This is a genomic window from Telluria sp. AC161 (assembly GCF_979258535.1).
In genome coordinates this window covers 4,987,231-5,003,364 of the sequence record NZ_OZ409861.1, presented here as the reverse complement: position 1 = coordinate 5,003,364, position 16,134 = coordinate 4,987,231, and the positions used below count along the sequence as shown (strand labels likewise).

The window sequence follows — 16,134 nt, the reverse complement described above, 5'->3', positions numbered from 1 at the left end:
GCGCACATTTGCGGCAACACAACAGCTAGAGTTCTCCCGCGCTGCTGGCCGGCTGCCGGGCGCCGCGCCGTGCACGCAGCACGAAGCGGGCCGGATCGAGCGCATCGACCAGCATCATCTCCAGCGGCAGCGGCTCGCCTTCCAACTGCGCTGCCAACAGCTCGGCTGCCAGCGGCGCCCAGATCAGGCCACGCGAGGCATAGCCCAGAAGGCCGTACAGCCCCGGATGGCGCGGCACATCGCGCAGGCGCTCGGTGCTGCCGGCGGCGGCGACGTCGGGCAGGCGGCCGACGAGCGGCAGGCGGTCCGGCGCCACGCAGCGAAAGCCCACGCGGCCCGCCAGTGGCGCGTCGTCAGCCGCAAGCGGATCGGACACCAGCGCGCGCAGGCGCGTCACGTTTTCCAGCTGGCTGCTGGCGCGCAGCGCGGGATCGGCGTCGAGGTCATACGTCGCGCCGGCGCACAGCACGCCCTGCGCGGATGGCGTCAGGTAGGCTTCGCGGCACAGCACCAGCGGCAACTGCGGCGCCGCACCCGGCGGCAGATGCGTGACCTGGCCGCGCAAGGCCTGCAGCGGCAGATCGGCGGTCAGCGCCATGCGGCGTGCGCCGGCGCCACTGGCCAGGACGGCCGTCGGCGCCGTGGCCAGCACGGCACCATCGGGCGCGCGCGCCAGCCAGTTATCGTCTTCTCGCTCCAGCATCACGTCACCCGCGCCAAAGCAGCGCGTCAGGCGTGCGCCGCACGAGGCCAGCAGCGCCTCGCAGACGCTGCCCGGGCGCGCCCAGCCGCCTTGCGGGAATAGCCAGCCGCCGTCCGGTGCCGGCAAGCCAAGCAATGCTTCGGCATCGAGCGATTCGAGCCAGCGCGCGAAGTCAGGCGGTACGCTGCCATCGTTCGCGATGGCGCGCGAGACCGCCGCATGACCGGCGTCGCGCGCCAGTTGCAGCACGCCGCAGGCAGCGCCGTCAAAGGCCTGGCCGACGCCGCCCAGCTGCTCCCACAGGCGCAGCGCGTACAGGTAGGCGGCGCGTGTCAGGCGCGTCGGCACGTTGTCGTCGCGCGAGAGCAGCGGCATGAAGATGCCGGCCAGATTGCCCGACGCTTCCATTGCCACCTCTGAATGACGCTCGATCAGCGTGACTTGCCAGCCGCGCGCGCACAGGCGCGCCGCCAGCGCGCAGCCGGCCAGCCCCGCCCCCAGCACGAGCGCGTGGCGGATGGGTTCCGGCGTGACGGGCAGGCGCGGTTTGCGGCTGGCGAAGACTGCGTTGTCGTCGTTCTCGAACACGAAGCCTTGCGCCGCCAGAGCTGTTCTCTGCGCGTCATCCAGGCCGGTTGCGTTCAGGCGCGCGCCGAGTGTCGTCAGGCGTGCCAGCGGTCGGGCAAAGGCGCTGCCGACGGGGGTGTGCAGCCGGATGCAGTCCAGGTGCGCATTGAGTTCGGCCAGCGCGCTCTCGAGCGGCGCCGCCAGCAGGTCCAGCGTGATGCCGGCTTCTGCTTGTGGGATGCGGTGAAAGCCCGGTTGCAGATCGGACGCCAACGCCACGATGTGCAGGTGCTGCGGACGCTGCGGGTCGGCGCGCCAGGCCGCGATCAGGGCGGCGACACGTGCGCCATCGCCATGCTCGCTGTCGAAGACGGTGTAGCGCGCGCGGCCGCGCCAGTGGTCCTGCATCGGCATATCAGCGCCGCGTGCGACAGATGCAGTCGCGGTCATGGTCATCCACCATGCCGATGCCCTGCATGTAGGCGTAGACGATGGTCGAACCGACGAATTTGAAACCGCGCTTGCCCAGGTCTTTGGACAGGCCGTCGGACAGGTCGGTGCGCGCCGGGCGGGCGCCGTCCGGCCAGTCATTGACGATCGGCGCCCCATCGACAAAGCCCCACAGGTAGGCATCGAGCGTCAGGCCCTGCTCGCGCATGGCCAGGTAGGCGCGCGCATTGGTAATCGCCGCCGCCACCTTGAGGCGGTTGCGCACGATGCCGGGATTGGCCAGCAGCTCGGCCTTCTTGTCGTCGCCGTAGGCCGCGATCTTGTGCGCATCCCAGCCATCGAAGGCGGCGCGGTACGTGTCGCGCTTGTTCAGGATGGTTTCCCACGACAGGCCGGCCTGCGCACCCTCGAGGTTGAGCATCTCGAACAGCGTGGTTTCATCGTGGCACGGCACGCCCCACTCGTTGTCGTGGTAGGCGATGTAGCGCGGGTTGGCCATATTGGCCCAGGAGCAGCGGGTGATGGTCATCGTTTCGCGCCGCGCGGCGGCATCTGGCGCAGGCAGGCCAGCGCGTCATCGACGCGGCCGGCAGCGACCAGCTGCGCAGGCGTGCTATCGCCAAGCGCCGGCTGGGGCGTGGTCATCCAGGCGTCTGCGGCGTCAATGCTGCCGAGCACCTGGCGCACCTCGTGCATGACCGCGTAATGGGTCTGGGCCTTGCGCGAATGATCCTGGAAGCGAGCCTGCAAGGCGCTGATATTATCGGGAGAAAGACGTTCGGGATCGGTCATGATGTGGGTCTCGGTGGCATTGGGCGCATCATACCTTGCGGCAGCGCACGCTGGCCGGCCACTGCATCCCGATCACGTCATACGCTTATCCTGGAGACACATTGCATGTATTGCCCTGCCCGTTTTGCCCAGCCTGACAGCACTAGCCTGCATGACCTGATTGCCGCCCACCCATTGGGCATGCTGGTGACGCACAGCGACGGCCTGCCGGACGCTGATCACCTGCCATTTGATGTGTACGCCAACGAGGGGGTATTGCGCACGCACGTCGCGCGCCGCAATCCCGTCTGGCGACGCGACGGGCAGCAGGTGCTGGTCGTGTTTCGCGGACCATCGGGGTATGCCACGCCGGATCGCGTGGAAAAAGAAGAAACTGGTGGCCGCGTGGTGCCTACCTGGACCTACAACGTTGTGCATGTGCACGGGCGGCTGCGCACGATCGACGAGCCAGCCTGGCTGCTGGCGCAGGTGACGCGCCTGACCGACCGCATGGAACACATGCAAGCTGAACCATGGGCGGTCAGCGACGCGCCGAACGATTACATCGAAGGGATGCTGAACGCCATCGTCGGCATCGAGATCGCGATCGATCGGATCGAAGGGAAATGGAAAACCGAGCCGCCGCCAAGGGTGCGAACCACCCCTGGTGGCGGCGCGATCAATGCCTGATCTTAGTGGCTGGCGCCGGTATGACCTGCGGCGCCCGAGCTGCCGGTGCTGCCCATCTTGCCGCTAGCAACTTGCTCGGCGTGCTTCAGGTGCTCTTGCACGACCGGGATCATCTTGTCGACCTGACCCTTGACGTCAGCATCCTTGGCCGCTTTCGAGGCTTTTTGCAGCTTGGCCAGCGTTTCCTTGTGTGCTGCCACGCCGCCCTGCTTCGTGTAGGCCTTGTCGAACGCGTCGCCATTGGCCTTTTCCAGCTTGGCCGCCATCGCCTTGTGCTTGGCATCAAGTTCGGTTGGCAGGGTCACGCCCTTCGATTGCGCCAGGGTCTGCACTTCGGTCAGCGCCTTGCCATGGTCATCGACCATCTTCTGGGCGAATGCTTTTACTTCAGCATTCTGGCTCTTGCTTTGCGCCATTTTGCCCATTTCGACCTCAGCCATGTTCGACATGCCCATGTCCATGATGGCCTTGCGATCGGCAGCGGCCAGCTTGGCCGTGCCACTGGCGGTAGCGGACGTCGCGCTGGCACCCATCTGGGTGGAGTTGGCGGTTTGCGCCTGGGCGCCAACCGAACCGAACATGGCTGCTGCAACCGACACTGCCAACAAGCGCTTGATGAGTTGAGTTTTCTGCATGGTGTATCTCCTGGTTCTTGACATTGTAGGATTGGGTTGGACGCTGCACGATGGCTTGCGCTTCTTCCCTGTATGTTTGGGCAATTCAACACTGCTTGTCGAACCCATCGTTATGACGGTTATCAACGAAACAACATTGAGTAGGCAAACTTTATACCTGTGTCATTGTTACCAGCGCGCGATAGCCAATAGGAAACTTTTAATCAAAAAAGCCAGCCTCGGCGGCTGGCTTTGTATCACCGGAATTGCAACGTTGCCGTCAGATCGCCCGGCGGACGGGCGCCGCGCCCTTCGAACGCGGCGTTGCGCACAGCCAGACCTTCCAGCAGCGGCAGACCGTGCAGGCGCGTGATGAAGCGCAGCACCGAAGTCGTGTCGTAGAAGTTGTGGTCGACCGCGCCCCGTTTGGCGTGCGGTGACACAACGATCGCCGGGATGCGCGAGCCCGGGCCCCAGCGGTCGCCCTTCGGCGGGGCCACATGGTCCCACCAGCCACCGTTCTCATCGAACGTCATCACCACCACCATGTCTTTCCACTGCGGTGACTTTTTCAGGTGCTCAATGACGTTGGCGATGTGGGCGTCGCCCGATTCGATGTCCGAGTACCCGGCGTGCAGGTTCAGGTTGCCTTGCGGCTTGTAGAACGCAACCGCCGGCAGCTTGCCGGCAATCACGTCCGCAATGAACCGGTTCGAGATCGGGCTGTCGCCCAGGCCGCCGTCGCGCAAGTGCTCGGCGCGCGCTTTGGTTCCCGGGGCGAACTGCCTGAAGTAATTGAATGGCTGGTGGTGGTACTGGAAGTTGGGCTTCTGGCCGGCGCCGCGGCCATCGAGCGCCGCTTGCTGGCCGCCGCCATACCAGGCCCAGCTGACACCGCGCCGGGACAGCAGGTCGCCGATCGTGTCATAGGTTTGCGGCGGCAACACGCTGGCGTCCTGCGGATCCGCGTGCAGCGGGTCGCCATCGACGGCCGGGCGGACCCAGCTCGGCTGGTACGGGGGCGCCATCGTGTTGACGGCGTAACCGTCCGGCGTCATCGCGCCGTTGCGCACGACCTTGGGCGGACCGCTCAGCGCCGAGGCCGGCGAATCCGGGGCCAGCGCCAGGCGTACACCCTGCGGGCCATCGGCCAGCACCGCGATCTTCGATTTGGCCGCTGTCTGCGCGGCATCGAAGTATTCCGGCACCCGGCCGCTGATCAGGAACTGGTGGTTCAGGTACGAGCCGCCAAACGCGGCCATGAAAAAGTTGTCGCACAGCGTGAATTCGCGCGCGATCTGCCACAGGCCGAGGTTCTTCGATGTTTCGCCGTAATAGCCCATCACCATGCCGCCGGCATCCGACCAGGCGGCAAAGCCGTCGTTGCGCCCGCCATTGATCTGCATCTGGTTGTGATAGAACTGGTGCACCAGGTCGCGCGTGATTATGGACTCCGGCAGCGGCTTGCCGTCGCCGTCGGTCAGCTTGAACGGCGCATTCGGCAGTCCGGTCAATTGCTTCTCATCGATCAGGTAATCCTTGCCACCAATATTCTGGCGGCCCGGCACCATGCCGCCCCAGATTTTTGGCAGGGTCGGCAGGACCGAGCCGTCGCGGTCGCGCTGTTGCAGGCGCGCCGCAGGCACGCTTGCCAGCGGCTCGGCCAGGCCGGGGAAATCGGCAAACAGATTGTTGAAGCTGCGGTTTTCCAGGTAGATCACGACCACGTTCTTGACGTGGGCGCGCAGCTTGGCGTCGAGCGAACTCCTGGCTGGCGCCTTCGCCGCGGTGGGCGCTGCGCTTGCCACGCCGGGCAGCGTGCCGGCGCCGGCCACCACGCCAGCGGCCGCAGCGGCCTGGAAGATGCGCCTGCGCGCGGGGTTGCCTGGTTGGGTGGACGCGTCCGGTCCGAAATCTTGCTCGTGCACGTGCTGCTCCTGTCGCTGGCGGTCAAGGCGACCGCAAAGCAGGCATTATCCGTGAGCTTTACAAAGGGAAACAAGCAAGAGAAAACGAATTCGTCCGGATCGTCAAACGGTTGTCACATTTAAGCAGCACAATGCAAGTGCTCCTTGGGAAGGGAACGCGGCAGCGCGAGCTGCCCTACCGGCGCCGGCGGTCGGGAAATATACCGGCACCAATTTATAGAGATGTACCCCACGACACGGCCCCGACGCGGGCCGTGTCCTTTATCTGTCCTTCGTATCAGTTCAGCCGTACAGCGGCACCAGGATGTCGTAGGCATTGTCCGGCCGCGCGCCATCGTCGACGGTGGGCGTGTAACGTCGGTCATACCGTTCCAGGCGGATACCCTCTTCATCGGCTTCCATGCCCAGTTGTTCCATCGCTGCCGTGCCGGTCACGCGCGAGGCTTGCGCATGCACCATCGGGCCGCGGTGCGTCATCAGCGCATAACGGCGCGCCGGCACCTGGATGCCGATCATGCCGGGCGGGAGTTGGTCGAGGTCAGCGACCTCGACGGCCACGCATTCGACCTGTTCACCATTATCCTGCCGCAGCGTCACGCCATAGCGCACGCCATTGTGCTCGCCCAGCTCGGCTTCACGGGCGAGGAAGGCTTTCCAGACCTCGGGCAAATCCGTTTCCGGTGCTGAAGCTGGCACAACTGCTGGTAGCCCGGCGAGCTTCATTTCAGGTAGTGTGATGGTCGAGATGTGCATGATGTGGACTTCTAAAGGGACGAAAAGATTATAGGCTTATCGCTTCGGCAATATTAGCAACGTCGCAATCGTGCGCTTCGATTCCCGGACAAAATGGAGACAACCGTTGACTACCTCACTTAAAGCCCTGCTGAAAGAGCTGGAAACCTTCGGCGCCAGTCACGATGCGGCCCACGAGAACCGTGCCAGCCGCATGCTGAACATCACCCACGATACCGGCGAGTTCCTGGCCGTTATCGTGCGGGCGATGGGCGCACGCCGCATTCTCGAGATCGGCACATCCAATGGTTATTCGACGCTGTGGCTGGCCGATGCAGCCGCGGCGCACGATGGTCTCGTCACGACGGTCGAACTGTCGCCCGCCAAGGTGGCGATGGCGCGCGCCAATGTCGCACGCGTCGGGCTGCAGGACCGGGTGCATCAGGTCGAAGGTGACGCAGGCGACGTGCTGGCCGGCGGCGCCGATGCGGCGTTCGACCTCGTTTTTCTGGATTCGGAGCGCACTGCTTACCTGGCCTGGCTGCCGCAGATCGAACGCGTCCTGCGACCGGGCGGGCTGGTCGTGGTGGACAACGCCACCTCGCACGCACAGGAACTGGCGCCGTTCATGCAGGCGCTGCGCTGCGTGCCGGGCTGGAGCACCAGTCTGGTCGGGGTCGGCAAAGGCCAGTTTCTCGCCACCAAACACTGATTCCGGCGTCTGTGCAGTTCAGCGCCCGTTTCTTGCAATCCATCGCAAGGGCGGGGCTGCGGATGGATGCCGTGCCTAGAATGGGCTCCATCAACTCACTGGAGAACATCATGAAACGTGCCGTCATCGTCGCCCTTTTCTCGCTCGCATCCCTCTCGATCCAGGCCGCCGAACAGGTGCGCAGCGTGACGCCGTTCAAGACCATCGATTCACAGGGCCCGGTGAGCCTGGTGGTCGAGGTGGGCAAGGCGTATTCGCTGCGGGTCGAGGGCAACCAGAAATTCATCGACCGTGTGAAGAGCGAGGTCGTGAACGGCGAACTGCGCCTGTCGTTCGCGGACAAGAACAGCAAGAACGTGAATATCGACGATGGCGAACGGGTGGTCGTGACCATGCCCGAGCTCACCAGTTTTCGCGGTGAAGGCGCCGGCCTGATGATCCTGAATAATGTCCGCACCGAGCGCTTCGACGTGAATTACCGGGGCGCCGGCAGCCTGCAAATGAACGGCAAGGTCGGCCAGTTGCGCCTGAATGCCGAGGGCGTGGGCGAAGTCGATGCCAAAGCCCTGATCGCGCAGGATGCCGATGTGACCTTCCGCGGCATCGGCGACGTGAGCGTGCACGCCACCAACAAGCTTAACGCCAGCGTGCAGGGCCTGGGCAACCTGACGTATTACGGCAAGCCGGCATCGGTGAGCAAGTCGGTTTCGGGCATCGGCAACGTCACTGCCGCCAAATAACTCTTACGTATTCACCAGATCGATCAGCACCTGCGCATGACACGGTGTGCCTGGCCGGCACCAGCATGCCAGGTCGTGGCCGCGCAGCGACGCATGCGCCTGTTGCGCCACCTGCTGCCCGGCCGGATCGATCTGCAGCCACAGGCGATACGCCGCCACGGCTTCTTCGACCGTCGGCATCGCGATATAGCGCCCCGCCGGTGTGCCCGGCGCCAGCTCGGGCAGTACCGAAAATGGATTGCCCCACTTGCCAGGCCGCGCCACGGAAATCGTGTTGGGTGGCATGCGCCAACCTTTCTTGCGGCTCAGTTGCACCCGTTGCGGCGTGGTGGTTGACGTCATGGTGATCCTCGTCGATGGCAGCACCGGCAATTCCGGCATCGACGATCATACCGTCGCCAGGCGCTCCTGCATCGACTGTGCACCTGCGTTGCCGCAGGTGGCGGACAGGAACTCCATCAGGCCCTGCAAGGTCTCCACGCGCGCGCGATAGAAGATGAAACGGCCTTGCTGGCGCGGCGCGACCAGCCCCGCGTGCGTGAGTTCCTTCAAATGGAATGACAGGGACGATGCCGGCATATCGAGGGTTGCTGCAATATGGCTTGCGGACTGGCCCTGGGGGCCGGCCTGCACCAGCAGCCGAAACGCGGCGAAACGGGATTCCTGGGCAAGCGCGGAGAGTGCAACGATGGCGAGATTGGTTTGCATGCGGTCATTCAAGGTTCGATTCAAGGGTCCCGGTCGCTTACACCGCCGGGCCACGGTTCGAATACTGTCGAATGACTTTGACAGGGTGATGACATGGGCGCGTGCCGGCGCAAATCAGCCACGCCGGCACGCCCGTTGTCACGCCTGCTGGCGCTGCGCGTCGTCCATCAGCTCGTACCACATTGCATTGAGGACGGCGAAAGCAGCCGCGAGCGGCAGGCCGAGTAGCCAGGCGAAATACCACATGATGAAGTCCTTTCCGATTGCGTTTTTTGTTACGTTGTTCGTGCGGTTATTCGTTCAGTCAATACGCGTGGCTCTTGCCGCCGCTGATATCGTCCGGCACTACCTTGCCCCACAAGACCTTGTAGACCCAGCTCGTGTAGGCCAGGATCAGGGGCAAAAAGATGCAGGTCGCAACCAGCATGATGAACAGCGTCAGGTGGCTCGACGACGCATCCCACACCGTCAGGCTGGCCTGCGGCTGGATCGACGATGGCAAAATGAACGGGAACATCGATGCGCCCACGCTGAGCACGATGCCGGCGATCGACAGGCTCGACGTGAGCATGGCCACGCCCTCCCGGCGCCGCACCAGGGCCATCAGTGTCAGCAGCGCACCGACGATGCCGGCCGCTGGCGCCAGCTGGGTCCATGGATGCGCGGCGTAATTGGCAAACCAGCTGCCCGCCACGCCCGCCTCGACGGTCTTGAACAGCGGATTGGACGGGCCGGTCGTCACCACCGCGCTCGTGATGCGGTAGCCATCGACAAAGCCCCACAGCAGCACCCCGGCCACGGCGTACAGCACCACGGTGGCAACCGCGGCGCGGATGCCCCAGGCACGCGCACGGCTGGCCACCAGGCCATCGGTCTTGAGCACCAGCCAGGCCGCACCGTGCATGATGAGCATGGCCACCGACACCAGCCCGCACAGCACGGCAAACGGATTGAGCAGGGCAAAGAAGCCACCCTCGTAAAAGATCTGCTGATCGGGCGCGAGGCGGAACGGCACGCCCTGCAGCACGTTGCCCATCGCGACGCCGAAGATCAGCGCCGGCACGAAGCCGCCGACGAACAGAGCCCAGTCCCAGGTCGCGCGCCAGGCGATGCTGTCACGCTTGCTGCGGTATTTAAAGGCGACCGGCCGCAGGATCAGCGCCAGCAGCACGGCCGCCATCGCCAGGTAAAAGCCCGAGAACGAGACCGCATACAACTGCGGCCAGGCCGCAAAAATGGCGCCGCCGCCCAGCACGAGCCAGACCTGATTGCCTTCCCACACGGGGCCGACGGCATTGATGACGACCCGGCGTTCCAGGTCGGTGTTGGCGACAAACGGCAGCAAGGTGCCGGTGCCCAGGTCAAACCCGTCGGTGACGGCAAAACCCACCAGCAGGATGCCCAGCAGCAGCCACCAGATGATGCGCAGCGTGTCGTAGTCGAGAAGCGTATGAAGAATCATGGTGTGTTACTCCGCAGTGATCATGGGCGCAGTGCGCATTGCCGGCGTGGTGCCGACCAGTGGGCTATGGGTGCCCGGCGCGTGGGCAAGTTCGTCTTCCGGTCCCTTGCGAATGGCCTTGAACATCAGTTTCATTTCCACGACGAGCAGGATCGAATACAGCACGACAAAACCGATCAGGGTCGTCAGCACGGTCTGGATGCCAAGGTTCGACACCGCCACGGCGGTCGGCAGCACGCCCTCGATGGCCCACGGCTGGCGGCCCAGTTCGGCAACGACCCAGCCGGCTTCAGCGGCGATCCATGGCAGCGGGATCGACCACACGGCTACCTTCAGCAGCCACGGATAGGCATCCAGGCGGCGGCGCGCCGACAACCAGAAAAACACGGCCGTGAGCACGATGAAGAAGATGCCCAGGCCCACCATGATGCGGAACGACCAGAACAGCGGCGCGACCTGCGGCACGGTATCCAGGGCCGCCTGATGGATCTGCGCTTCACTGGCCTGGCGCGGATCGTCCACGTAGCGCTTGAGCAGCAACGCGTAACCCAGCACCGCGCTGTGCTCTTCAAAGCGCGCCTGCAGTGCCGGTGGCACCGGTGCGCGGCCGCCGAGCGCGCGAATCTCTTCGAGCGCGCCATAGGCCACGATGCCCTGGCGCACGCGCACCTCGGCCAGTTTGACCAGGTCATTAATGCCCGGGATCTGGTTCGACAGCGAACGCGTGCCGATCAAGCCCATCACCCACGGGATGTGGATCGCATAGTGCGTCTCGCGCGCGTTCTGGTCGGGAAAGCCGAAGGCGGTAAAGGCGGCGGGCGCAGGCTGCGTCTCCCACATGCCTTCGATGGCAGCGAGCTTCATGTGCTGGTGCTCGGTCGCCAGGTAACCGCTTTCGTCACCCAGCACCACCACCGACAGCGAGGCGGCCAGGCCGAACGACGCGGCCACCGTCATCGACCGCTTGGCCAGCTCGACATGGCGGCCCTTGAGCAGGTACCAGGCCGCAATGCCCAGCACGAACAGCGCCGCGATCACATAACCGGCCGACACGGTGTGCACAAACTTGGCCTGCGCCACCGGATTGGCCAGCACTGCGCCAAAGTCAGTCACTTCCATGCGCATCGTCTGCGGGTTGAGCGTGGCGCCGATCGGGTTCTGCATCCAGCCATTGGCGATCAAAATCCACAGCGCCGAGAAATTGGTGCCAAGGGCCATCAGCCAGGTCACGGCCAGGTGCTGCACCTTCGACAGGCGATCCCAGCCAAAGAAGAACAGGCCGACAAAGGTCGCCTCAAGGAAGAACGCCATCAGGCCTTCGATTGCCAGCGGCGCGCCGAACACGTCACCCACGTAATGGCTGTAGTAGCTCCAGTTCATGCCGAACTGGAATTCCATCACGAGGCCCGTCGAGACGCCGATGGCAAAATTGATCCCGAACAGCACGCCCCAGAACTTGGTCATCTGGCGCCAGATGGGGCGCCCGGTCATCACATACACGGTTTCCATGATGGCGATGAGCATCGACAACCCCAGGGTCAGGGGGACAAACAGAAAGTGGTACAGCGCCGTCAAGGCAAACTGCAGTCGGGAGAGCCCGACAACGTCGAGATCCATGGTGAATCCTTTCTTCTTGAATACGTCAGTGGTTGGTTATTCTTAGTGTTGACGCAGCGTGTCCAGCGCCGCATCGAATGCAGTGGTGCCACGCCGCAGGTCGGCCTCGATGCGCCCGTCCTTCATCACGAGCAGCCGGTCGGCCAGCGCGGCTTCGCGCCGCAGATGCGTGGCCACCAGCAGCGTGCGGCCGCTGGCGTGCCGCGCCAGGCGCGCCAGCACATCGGCTGCGGTGGCGCCGTCCAGCGCCTCGGTCGGCTCATCCAGCAGCCAGAAATCAGCCTCGCGCAACAGCAAGCGCGCCAGTGCCAGGCGGCGCGACTGGCCACCCGACAGGCCAAGGCCTCCCTCGCCCAGCAGGGTGTCGAGGCCCTGTGCGAAGCCGCGCACGTCCTGCTCCAGGCCGGCGGCCTGCAGTGCGGCCCACAACTGCGCGTCGGTGGCAGCGGGATCGGCCAGGCGCAGGTTGTCGCGCAGGCTGTCGCAAAACAGCTCGGTGCGCTGGGTCAGCCAGGTAGCAGGCCGCGCCCATACCTGGCCCGCCCGGGCGGCCAGTTCGCCGGCCGCCAGCGCCAGCAGCGTCGACTTGCCGACACCGCTGCTGCCGACCACGGCAACCCGCTCGCCAACGGCAATGTGCAGATCGACCGCATGCAGGGCCGCGCCGGTGCGGCCGGGATGGAACACGGTGGCGGCGTACAGCAGCAACGCCGTGCTGGTGCTTATGCCGATGCCGGCGCCGGTGCCGATGCCGGTACCAGTGCCGGGCGGCGCTGGTACGGCGGCGTTATCCTGCTGGCGCAGGCGCGGTGCCACGCGGCGCATGGCCAGCCAGCTGCGGCCAGCCTCGATCGCGCCGCGCCGCAGCGCGGCAAACGGTTCCAGCGCGGCCAGTGCGATCAGGAGCGCCAGCGCCGCGGCGGGTGCGCCCAGCTGCCCCACCTGCGTCTGTATCTGTTGCACCTGCTGCTGCACCGGATGCGATGCAGTTTGCTGCGCCAGCGCCCCCACTGCCAGCAGGACGGCGGCGACGGTGACATGGCCACCGACCGCGTACAGCCAGCCGGCGCCGGTTTCCAGCCGGTGCAGCGCGGCGTCATGGCGCGCCAGGGTCATGTCGAGGCGCGCCAGCTGGTCGCACTGCGCCGGCAGCCGGCCGGCCAGCGCCAGGTCGGTCTGGCCGGCGACCAGGTCGATCGCCTGGGCGCGCAGCCGTTCCAGTGCGCGGACGCGGCGCAGCGCCACCGGCCGCGCCAGGCGCGCCACGAGCAAGGTCACGCCCCAGCCGACCGCCAGCAGCCAGCCGAACATCGCCAGGCCAAGGCGCCAGTCGAGGTTCGCCAGCACCAGGCCGGCCAGCAGCGCTGCGCCGCAGGCGGCGACAGCCGGCACGATCAGGCGCAGATAGACCGATTCGAGGGCATCGATGTCGCCCGTCAGGCGAAACAGCAGGCGCGACGGCCGACGTAGCAGCGCCCGTGCGGCATCCGGCGTGGCCCAGCCGCGAAACAGCCGCTCGCGCAGCGCGGCCAGTACGCCAAACGTGGCGTCGTGCGTCACCGTGCGCTCGGCATAGCGGCCAAAGGTGCGACCCAGCGCCAGCAGGCGAATCGCGGCACTCGGCACGAACACATTGAACATGACGGCGCTGCCGGCCAGGCCGGCCAGGGCCGCCGAGGTGATGAACCAGCCCGAGGTGCCCAGCAGCGCCATCCCGGCCAGCACCACCAGCGTGGACAGGCCCGCCCCCAGGGCCAGGCGCCGCCCGCCAGTGCGGATGAACAGGGACAGCACCGGCTGCAGGTCGTAATTGCGCTTCATGTCGTTACCGCGCTTTGTTTCTTTGCCACGCTTTGTGTCTTTGCCACGTTTCATGCTGCGCTCCGTTGAATCAGTGGTTCGCCAAGGCGCACGACACGGCCCAGGCGCGCGGCCAGTTCCAGATCGTGGGTGGCGACGATCATGGTGCGGCCCTGCGCCAGCTGCAGCAGCGCGTCGATGACGCCGGCGGCCGTGTCGCGGTCGAGGTGGGCAGTGGGTTCGTCGACCAGCAGCAGGCCGGCATGCGGCGCGCACATCGCGCGGGCCAGCGCAAGGCGCACCAGTTCGCCGCCCGACAGGCCAAGGCCGCCCTCGCCCAGGCTCTCGCCGGGCGTGGCGTGCTCGATCTGGCCAAGGCCTGCGCGCGCCACGGCGCGGCTGACGGCGTCGACCGTCACGCCCTCACGCTCGAGCGCCACGTTGGCGCGCACCGAGCCGGCAAACACGTGCGGCTTCTGGCCGATCCAGGCCATGCGCGCGCGCAGGCCGGCCGCCGAACCGGCGTCCAGCGGCACGCCGCCGATGCGCACGGTGCCGCTGTCAAACGGGACGAGGCCCGCGATGATCGACAGCAGCGTGGTCTTGCCGCTGCCGCTGGGGCCGACGAGCGCCACGTGCTCGCCGACGCGCACATACACATCCTGGTTGTCGAACAGCGGCGTTTCGCCCGGGTGCGCAAAGCGCAGGCCCTCGATATCGACCGATGGCGCACGGCCAATGCGCAGCGCTGCGTCGGGCCCTTGCAGCGCGCCCGGCAACGGCAAGCCGGCCGCCTGCAGCCTGGCCAGCGCCTCGAGCGCTGCTTCGCCGGCAGCCTTGTCGTGCCACACCGCCGCCAGTTCGCGCAGCGGTTCAAAAAATGCCGGCGCCAGCAACAGCACGAACAGGCCTTCGGCCAGCGTCAACCGGCTGCCCCAGCTGCCCGGCCCGATTTCGCCGAGCAGGTGGAAACCCACGTACACCGCCACCAGCGCCACGCCCAGCGCTGAAAACAGTTCAAGCGCGGTCGACGACAAGAAGGCGATGCGCAGCACGCGCATGGTGCTGGCGCGGACCGCTTCGCCCGAAGCCCTTACCCGGCGGGCGGTGGCGTCAACAGCGCCCAGTGCACGCAGCGTCGACAGGCCGCGCAGCCGGTCGAGCAGAAAACCGCTCATGCCGCCGACCAGCTGCAGTTGCGCTTCGCTGGCAGCCTTGGCGCGCCAGCCGATGACGACCATGAACAGCGGGATCAGGGGGGCGGCCAGCACCAGGATCAGCGCAGCAAGCCACGAGAAGTAACAGACGACGAGCGCGATGACGGGCGGCGCCATCAGCACCCGCATGCGCGCCGGCCCGTAGCGCAGCAGCCATGGCAGCACCGCTTCGGCCTGCTCAGCGACGATGCTGGCGGCCTGGCCGGATGGCAGGCGCACGCGGTCCAGCGGCGAGCGCGCGGCCAGGGCTTGCACGGCTGCCTGGCGCATGGCGGTGAGCTGGCTGCGCGACACGGCAAACAAGCGGCGCGCGCCCCACGCTTCGCTGCTGGCGCGCAGCACGCCAAGGACAAGGAACCCCAGTGCTGGCAGCAGCATGGCGGCCAGCCCGGCGCCCTGGGCCAGGCGCCCCACCGCATGCGCCAGCAGCGCCGCCTGCGGAATCCACAGCAGCGCCGCACCGCTCATCGCCAGCGTGGCGCCACGCGCAGGGCCAGGGCCTGTATGCAGTGCCGGGCGGCGGGGTTGGCTGCGGTGCATGGTGGTTCTCCAAACGTTGTTGCAACAAAACGGCAGACGTACGGGGGCCATGGCCATCAACATCGGACGTGCCCCGGAATAAACTTTTTGTATTTTCTAAAACTTCAGTAATTTCGGAAGGTAAGCGGATTATGCGCTGAAACTTCTGGTTTGTCTGTAATGGGTGACCAGGTTAGTCGGGAATTACGAACGTATTAACAACAATGGCGGCAAACACGTGCATGCGTGGTACGTGTCCGGGTGACGTGGGATAATTCACCTTTCACAAGCATCGAAAAGTTCGCAACCATGACGCCACTTGTCCAAACGTTTGTCAGTCACTTCGGCGAGATGGGCAGCCGCTGGGGCATCAACCGCACGGTAGGGCAAATCTACGCCCTGCTCTTCGTTTCCGAAGACCAGCTGCATGCCGACGACATCGGCGAAAAACTCGGCATCTCGCGCTCGAACGTAAGCATCGGCCTGAAAGAATTGCAGTCGTGGGGCCTGGTGCGCCTGTCGCGCATTCCGGGCGACCGCCGCGAATACTTCACGTCGCTGGGCGATGTGTGGGAAATCTTCCGCGTGGTCGCCGCCGAGCGGCGCCGGCGCGAAGTCGCCCCGACGCTGTCGGTGCTGCGCGAGTCGCTGATGGCCAATGCCAGCCACCCCGAAGACAAGTTCGCGCAGGAGCGCATGCGCGAGATGCACGAGCTGGTCGACCTGGCCAACAACTGGTTCGACGACCTGCAGCGCCTGTCGCCCGAGTCGATGGCGCAATTGATGAAGATGGGTTCCAAAGTCCAGAAGCTGCTCTCGGCCAAGGACCGCCTGTTCGCTGCCAAAGACGGCAAGGCGCCGAAGCAAACGCCGGAAGAATAAGGCGGTCGGCAGAGCCGTGCTC

The 16,134-nt window shown here is 65.8% G+C and carries 17 protein-coding genes; 4 read left to right on the top strand and 13 right to left on the bottom strand.

Annotated elements, in window-relative coordinates; all coding sequences use genetic code 11:
• Positions 1-25: 25 nt before the first annotated feature.
• Genes mnmC1 through ACZ0AJ_RS22260 form a run of 3 tightly spaced genes read right to left on the bottom strand, consistent with a single transcriptional unit; the run spans position 26 to position 2,512 of the window.
• Positions 26-1,720: an FAD-dependent 5-carboxymethylaminomethyl-2-thiouridine(34) oxidoreductase MnmC1 gene (mnmC1, locus tag ACZ0AJ_RS22270; protein WP_499456544.1), complete on the bottom strand. Its 1,695-nt coding sequence runs from the start codon at positions 1,718-1,720 to the stop codon at positions 26-28.
• Positions 1,686-2,249, bottom strand: a complete 564-nt coding sequence (locus tag ACZ0AJ_RS22265) for a DNA-3-methyladenine glycosylase I (protein WP_499456543.1) — start codon at positions 2,247-2,249, stop codon at positions 1,686-1,688. Before ACZ0AJ_RS22265 ends, mnmC1 begins: the two co-directional genes overlap by 35 nt.
• Positions 2,246-2,512 (bottom strand): antitoxin Xre/MbcA/ParS toxin-binding domain-containing protein, encoded by a 267-nt coding sequence (locus tag ACZ0AJ_RS22260; protein ID WP_499456541.1) that lies wholly within the window; start codon positions 2,510-2,512, stop codon positions 2,246-2,248. The genes ACZ0AJ_RS22265 and ACZ0AJ_RS22260 overlap by 4 nt, the downstream gene beginning before the upstream one ends.
• Positions 2,513-2,617: 105 nt before the next feature.
• Between ACZ0AJ_RS22260 and ACZ0AJ_RS22255 the strand changes: the two genes are divergently transcribed.
• Complete coding sequence (locus tag ACZ0AJ_RS22255) at positions 2,618-3,181, top strand: FMN-binding negative transcriptional regulator (RefSeq protein WP_499456539.1); 564 nt, start codon at positions 2,618-2,620, stop codon at positions 3,179-3,181.
• A 2-nt stretch (positions 3,182-3,183) separates the two neighbouring features.
• Here the strand turns inward: ACZ0AJ_RS22255 and ACZ0AJ_RS22250 are convergent, their stop codons facing one another.
• The 3 genes from ACZ0AJ_RS22250 to ACZ0AJ_RS22240 all read right to left on the bottom strand — a co-directional run bounded on the left by ACZ0AJ_RS22250 (position 3,184) and on the right by ACZ0AJ_RS22240 (position 6,476).
• The gene (locus ACZ0AJ_RS22250; protein ID WP_499456538.1) at positions 3,184-3,816 is read right to left on the bottom strand and encodes a DUF4142 domain-containing protein; all 633 of its coding nucleotides are present in this window, start codon (positions 3,814-3,816) and stop codon (positions 3,184-3,186) included.
• A gap of 236 nt (positions 3,817-4,052) precedes the next feature.
• On the bottom strand, positions 4,053-5,723 hold the full coding sequence (locus ACZ0AJ_RS22245; RefSeq protein WP_499456536.1) for an acid phosphatase: 1,671 nt from the start codon (positions 5,721-5,723) through the stop codon (positions 4,053-4,055).
• Positions 5,724-6,005: 282 nt separating this feature from the next.
• Positions 6,006-6,476 (bottom strand): GyrI-like domain-containing protein, encoded by a 471-nt coding sequence (locus ACZ0AJ_RS22240; RefSeq protein WP_499456535.1) that lies wholly within the window; start codon positions 6,474-6,476, stop codon positions 6,006-6,008.
• A gap of 106 nt (positions 6,477-6,582) precedes the next feature.
• Here ACZ0AJ_RS22240 and ACZ0AJ_RS22235 point away from each other — a divergent pair, with 106 nt between their 5' ends.
• Both ACZ0AJ_RS22235 and ACZ0AJ_RS22230 read left to right on the top strand, forming a co-directional pair.
• Positions 6,583-7,167 carry an O-methyltransferase gene (locus ACZ0AJ_RS22235; protein WP_499456534.1) on the top strand — a complete coding sequence of 195 codons (585 nt, stop codon included), beginning with the start codon at positions 6,583-6,585 and terminating at the stop codon, positions 7,165-7,167.
• Between the two features lie 110 nt (positions 7,168-7,277).
• Positions 7,278-7,907, top strand: a complete 630-nt coding sequence (locus ACZ0AJ_RS22230) for a head GIN domain-containing protein (RefSeq protein ID WP_499456533.1) — start codon at positions 7,278-7,280, stop codon at positions 7,905-7,907.
• A 3-nt stretch (positions 7,908-7,910) separates the two neighbouring features.
• On the opposite strand, the gene ACZ0AJ_RS22225 is transcribed toward ACZ0AJ_RS22230, so the two are convergent.
• The 7 genes from ACZ0AJ_RS22225 to cydD all read right to left on the bottom strand — a co-directional run bounded on the left by ACZ0AJ_RS22225 (position 7,911) and on the right by cydD (position 15,251).
• Positions 7,911-8,249 (bottom strand): DUF4326 domain-containing protein, encoded by a 339-nt coding sequence (locus ACZ0AJ_RS22225; protein WP_499456532.1) that lies wholly within the window; start codon positions 8,247-8,249, stop codon positions 7,911-7,913.
• 45 nt (positions 8,250-8,294) lie between these two features.
• Positions 8,295-8,615 carry an ArsR/SmtB family transcription factor gene (locus ACZ0AJ_RS22220; protein ID WP_183554016.1) on the bottom strand — a complete coding sequence of 107 codons (321 nt, stop codon included), beginning with the start codon at positions 8,613-8,615 and terminating at the stop codon, positions 8,295-8,297.
• 138 nt (positions 8,616-8,753) lie between these two features.
• Complete coding sequence (cydX, locus tag ACZ0AJ_RS22215) at positions 8,754-8,861, bottom strand: cytochrome bd-I oxidase subunit CydX (RefSeq protein ID WP_183554018.1); 108 nt, start codon at positions 8,859-8,861, stop codon at positions 8,754-8,756.
• Between the two features lie 58 nt (positions 8,862-8,919).
• Positions 8,920-10,077: a cytochrome d ubiquinol oxidase subunit II gene (gene cydB / locus ACZ0AJ_RS22210; protein ID WP_499456531.1), complete on the bottom strand. Its 1,158-nt coding sequence runs from the start codon at positions 10,075-10,077 to the stop codon at positions 8,920-8,922.
• A gap of 6 nt (positions 10,078-10,083) precedes the next feature.
• Positions 10,084-11,694, bottom strand: a complete 1,611-nt coding sequence (locus ACZ0AJ_RS22205) for a cytochrome ubiquinol oxidase subunit I (protein WP_499456530.1) — start codon at positions 11,692-11,694, stop codon at positions 10,084-10,086.
• A 42-nt stretch (positions 11,695-11,736) separates the two neighbouring features.
• Positions 11,737-13,515 (bottom strand): amino acid ABC transporter ATP-binding/permease protein, encoded by a 1,779-nt coding sequence (locus ACZ0AJ_RS22200; protein WP_499456529.1) that lies wholly within the window; start codon positions 13,513-13,515, stop codon positions 11,737-11,739.
• 50 nt (positions 13,516-13,565) lie between these two features.
• Positions 13,566-15,251 (bottom strand): thiol reductant ABC exporter subunit CydD, encoded by a 1,686-nt coding sequence (gene cydD, locus ACZ0AJ_RS22195; RefSeq protein WP_499456528.1) that lies wholly within the window; start codon positions 15,249-15,251, stop codon positions 13,566-13,568.
• 288 nt (positions 15,252-15,539) lie between these two features.
• Between cydD and ACZ0AJ_RS22190 the strand changes: the two genes are divergently transcribed.
• Positions 15,540-16,112, top strand: coding sequence for a GbsR/MarR family transcriptional regulator (locus ACZ0AJ_RS22190; protein WP_183554028.1), 573 nt, complete (start codon positions 15,540-15,542; stop codon positions 16,110-16,112).
• Positions 16,113-16,134 lie beyond the last annotated feature (22 nt).

What these genes read in the sequence shown, in the direction of transcription:
- cydD (WP_499456528.1), bottom strand. Translation starts at nt 15,251, where the DNA reads ATGCACCGCAGCCAACCCCGCCGCCCGGCACTGCATACAGGCCCTGGC.
- ACZ0AJ_RS22240 (WP_499456535.1), bottom strand. Translation starts at nt 6,476, where the DNA reads ATGCACATCTCGACCATCACACTACCTGAAATGAAGCTCGCCGGGCTA.
- ACZ0AJ_RS22260 (WP_499456541.1), bottom strand. Translation starts at nt 2,512, where the DNA reads ATGACCGATCCCGAACGTCTTTCTCCCGATAATATCAGCGCCTTGCAG.
- ACZ0AJ_RS22250 (WP_499456538.1), bottom strand. Translation starts at nt 3,816, where the DNA reads ATGCAGAAAACTCAACTCATCAAGCGCTTGTTGGCAGTGTCGGTTGCA.
- ACZ0AJ_RS22265 (WP_499456543.1), bottom strand. Translation starts at nt 2,249, where the DNA reads ATGACCATCACCCGCTGCTCCTGGGCCAATATGGCCAACCCGCGCTAC.
- ACZ0AJ_RS22255 (WP_499456539.1), top strand. Translation starts at nt 2,618, where the DNA reads ATGTATTGCCCTGCCCGTTTTGCCCAGCCTGACAGCACTAGCCTGCAT.
- ACZ0AJ_RS22230 (WP_499456533.1), top strand. Translation starts at nt 7,278, where the DNA reads ATGAAACGTGCCGTCATCGTCGCCCTTTTCTCGCTCGCATCCCTCTCG.
- ACZ0AJ_RS22205 (WP_499456530.1), bottom strand. Translation starts at nt 11,694, where the DNA reads ATGGATCTCGACGTTGTCGGGCTCTCCCGACTGCAGTTTGCCTTGACG.
- ACZ0AJ_RS22190 (WP_183554028.1), top strand. Translation starts at nt 15,540, where the DNA reads ATGACGCCACTTGTCCAAACGTTTGTCAGTCACTTCGGCGAGATGGGC.
- cydX (WP_183554018.1), bottom strand. Translation starts at nt 8,861, where the DNA reads ATGTGGTATTTCGCCTGGCTACTCGGCCTGCCGCTCGCGGCTGCTTTC.
- ACZ0AJ_RS22220 (WP_183554016.1), bottom strand. Translation starts at nt 8,615, where the DNA reads ATGCAAACCAATCTCGCCATCGTTGCACTCTCCGCGCTTGCCCAGGAA.
- ACZ0AJ_RS22200 (WP_499456529.1), bottom strand. Translation starts at nt 13,515, where the DNA reads ATGAAGCGCAATTACGACCTGCAGCCGGTGCTGTCCCTGTTCATCCGC.
- cydB (WP_499456531.1), bottom strand. Translation starts at nt 10,077, where the DNA reads ATGATTCTTCATACGCTTCTCGACTACGACACGCTGCGCATCATCTGG.
- ACZ0AJ_RS22225 (WP_499456532.1), bottom strand. Translation starts at nt 8,249, where the DNA reads ATGACGTCAACCACCACGCCGCAACGGGTGCAACTGAGCCGCAAGAAA.
- mnmC1 (WP_499456544.1), bottom strand. Translation starts at nt 1,720, where the DNA reads ATGACCGCGACTGCATCTGTCGCACGCGGCGCTGATATGCCGATGCAG.